This is a genomic window from Mycobacterium sp. NAZ190054 (assembly GCF_001545925.1).
Taxonomy (GTDB): Bacteria; Actinomycetota; Actinomycetes; order Mycobacteriales; family Mycobacteriaceae; genus Mycobacterium.
In genome coordinates, this window is record NZ_LMVQ01000253.1 from 1 (window position 1) to 5,444 (window position 5,444).

Annotated in this window: 8 protein-coding genes; 3 read left to right on the forward strand and 5 right to left on the reverse strand. The window is 70.8% G+C overall.

Annotated elements, in window-relative coordinates; genetic code table 11:
- Positions 1-338: diacylglycerol kinase family protein (locus ASJ79_RS17715; RefSeq protein WP_304439118.1), on the reverse strand; the 338-nt coding region annotated here is incomplete at its 3' end.
- A 66-nt stretch (positions 339-404) separates the two neighbouring features.
- On the opposite strand from ASJ79_RS17715, the gene aroQ reads away from it, so the two are divergent.
- Complete coding sequence (aroQ, locus tag ASJ79_RS17720) at positions 405-848, forward strand: type II 3-dehydroquinate dehydratase (protein WP_067957771.1); 444 nt, start codon at positions 405-407, stop codon at positions 846-848.
- A complete protein-coding gene (locus ASJ79_RS17725; RefSeq protein WP_067957775.1) occupies positions 845-1,270 on the forward strand; it encodes a hypothetical protein in 426 nt (141 codons plus the stop codon). The genes aroQ and ASJ79_RS17725 overlap by 4 nt, the downstream gene beginning before the upstream one ends.
- On the opposite strand, the gene ASJ79_RS17730 is transcribed toward ASJ79_RS17725, so the two are convergent.
- From ASJ79_RS17730 to ASJ79_RS17740, 3 genes are read right to left on the reverse strand one after another with little or no spacing between them, the layout of a single operon-like run.
- Positions 1,207-1,704: a GNAT family N-acetyltransferase gene (locus ASJ79_RS17730; RefSeq protein WP_067957780.1), complete on the reverse strand. Its 498-nt coding sequence runs from the start codon at positions 1,702-1,704 to the stop codon at positions 1,207-1,209. The genes ASJ79_RS17725 and ASJ79_RS17730 overlap by 64 nt on opposite strands.
- On the reverse strand, positions 1,701-2,798 hold the full coding sequence (locus ASJ79_RS17735) for an isochorismate synthase MenF (RefSeq protein ID WP_067957783.1): 1,098 nt from the start codon (positions 2,796-2,798) through the stop codon (positions 1,701-1,703). The genes ASJ79_RS17730 and ASJ79_RS17735 overlap by 4 nt, the downstream gene beginning before the upstream one ends.
- A complete protein-coding gene (locus tag ASJ79_RS17740; protein ID WP_067957786.1) occupies positions 2,795-3,406 on the reverse strand; it encodes an acid phosphatase in 612 nt (203 codons plus the stop codon). Before ASJ79_RS17740 ends, ASJ79_RS17735 begins: the two co-directional genes overlap by 4 nt.
- Before the next feature lie 83 nt (positions 3,407-3,489).
- Between ASJ79_RS17740 and ASJ79_RS17745 the strand changes: the two genes are divergently transcribed.
- Entirely contained in the window at positions 3,490-4,293 is an 804-nt protein-coding gene (locus tag ASJ79_RS17745; protein WP_197420260.1) for a ParA family protein, read from the forward strand.
- Here the strand turns inward: ASJ79_RS17745 and ASJ79_RS33260 are convergent.
- A partial coding sequence (locus tag ASJ79_RS33260) for a hypothetical protein (RefSeq protein ID WP_197420261.1) occupies positions 4,290-5,444 on the reverse strand: 1,155 nt, incomplete at its 5' end. The genes ASJ79_RS17745 and ASJ79_RS33260 overlap by 4 nt on opposite strands.

The window sequence follows — 5,444 nt, forward strand, 5'->3', positions numbered from 1 at the left end:
GGCAGCCCGGCCACCCCGACCTCGGATTCGACACCGCTGAGCCCGAAATCGCTGATGATTCCCATGTCCAAGGTCCCGCGCTGGACCGCCTCCGACATCGTGAACTCATCGCCCGCGACGCCGTTGACCACCTCGTTCACCGTGCCGTCCCCGCCGTGCACGATCAGCACGTCGACGCCGTCGCGGGCGGCCTGCTGCCCGATCTCGACGGCGTGGCCGCGGTGGTCGGTGTGGATGACGGTCAGGCTGACGCGGCTTTCCAGCGCGTGGGCCAACAGGTCGCGGCCGGCCGGCGTGGTCGACGTCGCATTCGGGTTCACGATCAGCACGGCACGCACGGGGCTCGAGCCTAACGTTGCGCTCGCATCCGGCCGCTGCGGGCGCGGCGCCGGTACCGTACAACGGTGACCGAACGCCGATTGCTACTCGTGAACGGGCCGAACCTGAACCTGCTGGGCACCCGGCAGCCCGAGGTGTACGGCACGACGACGCTGGCCGAGATCGAGGCGCGGACCGCGGAGGTGGCCGCCGAGGTCGGGCTGCAGCTGCGCGCGGTGCAGAGCAACCACGAGGGCGTGCTCGTCGACGAGATCCAGGCCGCCCGCGCCGACTGCGCGGGCATCGTGATCAATCCTGCCGCCTACAGCCACACCTCGGTGGCGATCGCCGATGCGCTGCGCTCGGTGGGACTGCCCGTCGCCGAGGTGCATCTGAGCAACATCCATGCGCGCGAATCGTTCCGGCACCACTCGTATGTGTCGGCAGTCGCCGAGATGGTGGTCGCCGGGGCCGGCCCGCTGGGGTACGAGATGGCGGTGCGCTATCTGGCCGACAGGCTCGGGCGGTGACGCCCCGCACGGTACGCATCGCCGGCGGAATCGCCGCGCTGGAAGGCGTTCTCGGCGTCGTCATGGCCGTCGTGCTCGTCGTGCGGGAAGCCGCCGGGCACCACGAGATCGCGATCAGCGGGTACGGCACCGCCGGCTGGTTCGCGATCATGGGATCCGGGGTGGCGGCGGCGGGCTGGGCGTTGTGGACCGGACGACGGTGGGGCCGCGGCATCGCGGTGTTCGCCAACCTGGTGCTGCTCGGCGTCGCCTGGTATGTGTACAGCTCGGGCCAATTGCGTTATGCCGTGGTGGTGGCCGCCGCGGCGGTCGCGGTGCTGGGTCTGCTGTTCAGCCCGTCGGGCCTGCACTGGCTGACTCAGTCGGACTCCGGCGTGAGCTCCGATGCCAATTCCGACAGGCGCGGCCCCGACACCCGGTAGGTGATCCAGTCGCTCTGCGGTTTGCCGCCGACGCTGTCGTACAGCGCGATCGCGTTGACGTTCCAGTCCAGCACCGCCCAGCTCAGCCGCGAATAGCCGCGCTCGACACACTCGCGGGCCAGGGTGGCGAGCAGCTTGCGGGCCAACCCGCGCCTGCGGAACTGCGGACGCACGAACAGATCTTCCAGATAGATGCCCGCCACCCCGTCCCACGTCGAGAAGGTGCGGAACCACAACGCGCCCGCGGCGGCCTGGCCGTCGACTTCGGCGAGGTGTCCGTACACGGTCGGGTCCGGTCCGAAAAGGGCTTCCCGCAACTGGGTTTCGGTCACGGTGCACTCGTCGGCGGCGTGCTCGAAGGCGGCGAGCTCGTGGATCATCGCGGTCAACTCGGTCTCGTCTCCGGGGCGCGCGACGCGGATGGTCTCACTCATTGTCCGGCCCCCAGTGCCGCCAGGATGGTGCGGAATTTCGTTGTGGTCTCGTCGACTTCGTCGTCGGGATCGGACTCGGCGACGATCCCGCCGCCGGAATGGGCGACGGCGGTGCGCCGGTCGGCCGACAGCTGCGCACACCGGATCGAGACCACCCAGCGGCCGTCGCCCCGCTGGTCGCACCAGCCGACCGCCCCGGCGTAGAAACCGCGGTCGCCTTCGACCTCGTCGATCAACGCGACGGCCCGCGCGGTCGGGGACCCGCCGACTGCCGGGGTGGGATGCAACGCCACCGCGAGATCCAATGCGGTGGTAGAGGTTTCGCGTAGACGACCGGACATCGGGGTGAACAGGTGCCACACCGCGGCGGTGCTGCTCAGTTGGGGTCGGTCGGCGATCTGCAGGTCGGTGCACAGCGGCTCCAGTGCCGCGCGCAGCGCGTCGACCACCAGTTGGTGTTCGTGGCGGTTCTTCTCCGACTCGGCCAGTGCGGCGCCGTTCGCGGCATCGGCGTCAGGGTCGGGCAGCCGGGGTGCCGAACCCGCGAATGGCCGGCAGATCACCTGATGTCCCCGGCGGGCCACCAGCAGTTCGGGGCTCGCGCCGACCAGGGCGGTGCCGGAGTAGCCCTCGCCGGCGGCCGACAGGTCGACCAGGTACTTGGTGGCCTGCGCATCGTTGGCGGCCAGTCGGTTGAGCACGGTCCGCGCGTCCAGTCGGCCGTCGGCGGTCAGGCGCAGTGCCCGCGCCAGCACCACCTTCTGCAGTGGATCCGCGGGGTCGCGCAGGCGGGTCAGCGCCGCGCCGATCCGGCGGCGGTGTTCGTCGGCGTCCGGCGTCGTGGCGGTGATCTGCGCCGACACCAGGTCCCGGACCGGCCACGCAGGCAGCGCGTCGGCGAACTGCACCGTCTGCGGACGGATCAGCGCCGCAGGCCGGCTGAGGTCAAACGGCAACGCGCCCATGATGATCGGTGCGCTGTGGGATGCCAGCGCGGCCCGCGCGTCCGCGATGCGGGGGAACGCGGTGTGCACGCCGTCGCCGATCACGGCGCCGTCGGGGCCGGCGAGGACGAACGCGGGTTCGCGGGTCATGTCGCCACCGCCGGGTTGGGGCGACCGGTCTGGGCCAGCGCACTGAGCTGGCGCACGCCGTGCTCGAAACCGCACACCGCCATCGAGGCGGCGGGCATCGCGAACCGGATGCCCTCGTAGACCGGCTGTTCGACCCATCGGGTGATCACCGCGCGGGAGAAGTGGCCGTGCCCGACGAACACGACGTCGCGGGACTCCAGGTGGTGCAGCGCCATGGCGATCGCCCGGTCGGCACGCGCACAGACCTGTGCGGAGGTCTCCCCACCCGGGCACCCGTGGGTCCACACCAGCCAGTTCGGCACCGCCTTGCGGATCTCCGCCGTGGTGGTGCCCTCGTAGTCGCCGTAATCCCATTCGCTGATCAGGTCGTCGACCGCGTCGACGGTCAGGCCGGCGAGTTCGGCGGTGAGCTGGGCGCGCACCCGGGGGCTGGTCACCACGAACGGATCGTTCAGGTGCAGCTGTTCGAGGGTGTCCGCCGCCGCCAGGGCCTGGGCCCGGCCGTGCTCGGTGAGCTCGAGTTCGGTCCGGCTCGTATGCTTGCCCGATTTCGACCATTCGGTTTCGCCGTGGCGGAGCAGGATAAGCCGGTGCTGCAGGACGCCCACAGCATCCGATTCTGCCGTATGTAGCTGGTTTCGTCGGCAACGTGCGGGCGAAGGCGAGCTAGGGGAGGGGCAACCATGTCAGGATGGGCACTGTGACGCGGGTACTTGCGGTCGCCAATCAAAAGGGTGGGGTCGCCAAGACGACGACGGTGGCGTCGGTGGGCGCGGCGATGGTGGAACTGGGCAAAAAGGTGCTCCTCGTCGACCTGGACCCGCAGGGATCGCTGACCTTCTCGCTCGGACACGACCCGGACAAGCTGCCGGTTTCGGTGCACGAGGTGCTGCTCGGCGACGTCGAACCCGACGCGGCACTCGTGCAGACCCCGGAGGGCATGACGCTGCTGCCGGCCAACATCGACCTGGCGGGCGCGGAGGCCATGCTGCTGATGCGGGCGGGCCGGGAGCACGCGCTCAAGCGCGCGCTCGACAAGATCAGCGCGGATTACGACGTCGTGCTCATCGACTGCCCGCCGTCGCTGGGCGTGCTCACCCTCAACGGTCTGACCGCCGCAGGCGAGCTCGTCGTGCCCCTGCAGTGCGAGACGCTCGCGCACCGCGGGGTGGGGCAGCTGCTGCGCACGGTGTCCGACGTGCAGGCCATCACCAACCCCGACCTCAAGCTGCTGGGCGCGTTGCCCACGCTCTACGACTCGCGCACCACGCACAGCCGTGACGTGCTGTTCGACGTCGTCGACCGCTACAACCTGCCGGTGCTGGCGCCGCCGATCCCGCGCACCGTGCGGTTCGCCGAGGCCAGTGCCTCGGGATCGTCGGTGCTGGCCGGTCGCAAGAACAAGGGAGCGATGGCCTACCGCGAGTTCGCCGCGGCCCTGCTGAAGCACTGGAAGAGCGGCAAGGCGCTGGCCACCTTCGCGCCGGAGATCTAACTGAGCGCGACCAGTTCCTCGCCCCGCTGTTCCAGCAGCGTCGAGCCCGCCACGGCCGGCACGACGGGTCCCGTCACGGCGGGCCGCTGCAGCGGGATGTGTCGGTCGCCGGTGCCCGTCATCGGGTCGAACACGTCATAGCCGGTGGTGACCGGCACCAGCAACCGGCCGGCCATCACCGTCGCCGGCCCGATCGGTGCGTCCGATCCCGACGCGGCGACGGTGTATTTGTACTGCAGGGTGTCGGCCGAGAACACCATCAGCGCCGTGCCGGTCCACCAGGTGATCAGGTCGCCGGCCCGCGACGCTGTCGCATCGGGGGAGGGTTCGCCGTCCACGGTGGTGCTGTCGACGACCGCACCGGTGTCGTCGATGATGTCCAGTCGCGGTGCCGGCGTCGGCACGTACAGCGCGGTCGCCGAGTCCGTCACCGCCACGACGCGCGCGCCGGTGCCGTCGGCGACCCCCTTCTGCTGCACGTACTTGAGCTCCGGGGTGTCCTCCTCGTCGGACGGACGCAGCAGCGTCAGGCGCAGGTCGGACTGCCCCTCGCAGGACTCCAGCACCGACACCGAGCTGGAACTGGCCGCCGCCGACACGAACCGGCACAGCGGTGTGGCCGGGACACCGGGCTTGATCGGCGCGTCGAGCGCGCCATAGCTGAGCATCCGCACCATGTCCGAGCGCCACATCTCCAGGCGGGTCGGTCCGGCGGACAGCACCGTGGTGCCGTCGCCGGACAGCGTCACCTGCGGGTCGGCGTAGCTGCTGCGCGCCGGCCCGCGCCTGCCGGTCTTGGCGTCGACGGTGCTGACCTGCCCGCAGCCGCGGACGTCGGGATAGACGGCGACCGCGTAGTTGTAGACCCAGGTGACGCCGCACAGCTCCAGATCGCGGGCGTAGCTCCACAGCGTGGCACCGGTGGCGGGGTCGCGGCCGTCCATCGTGCGGCCGTCGCCGGTGACGACGGCGCCGCCGACGACGACCGGCACGGTGGTCCTCGCGCTGCGGGCAGTCCACCGCTGTTCGAGCGAATCAGGAACGGCCGCAGCCGGTTTCAGGGTCGGGACCGGCTGGTCGGCGGGGCGGCTCAGGGTCGCCCTGGAGTCGCTGGTCCACCACACGAAGACCGCGACGAGCACGACGGCCAC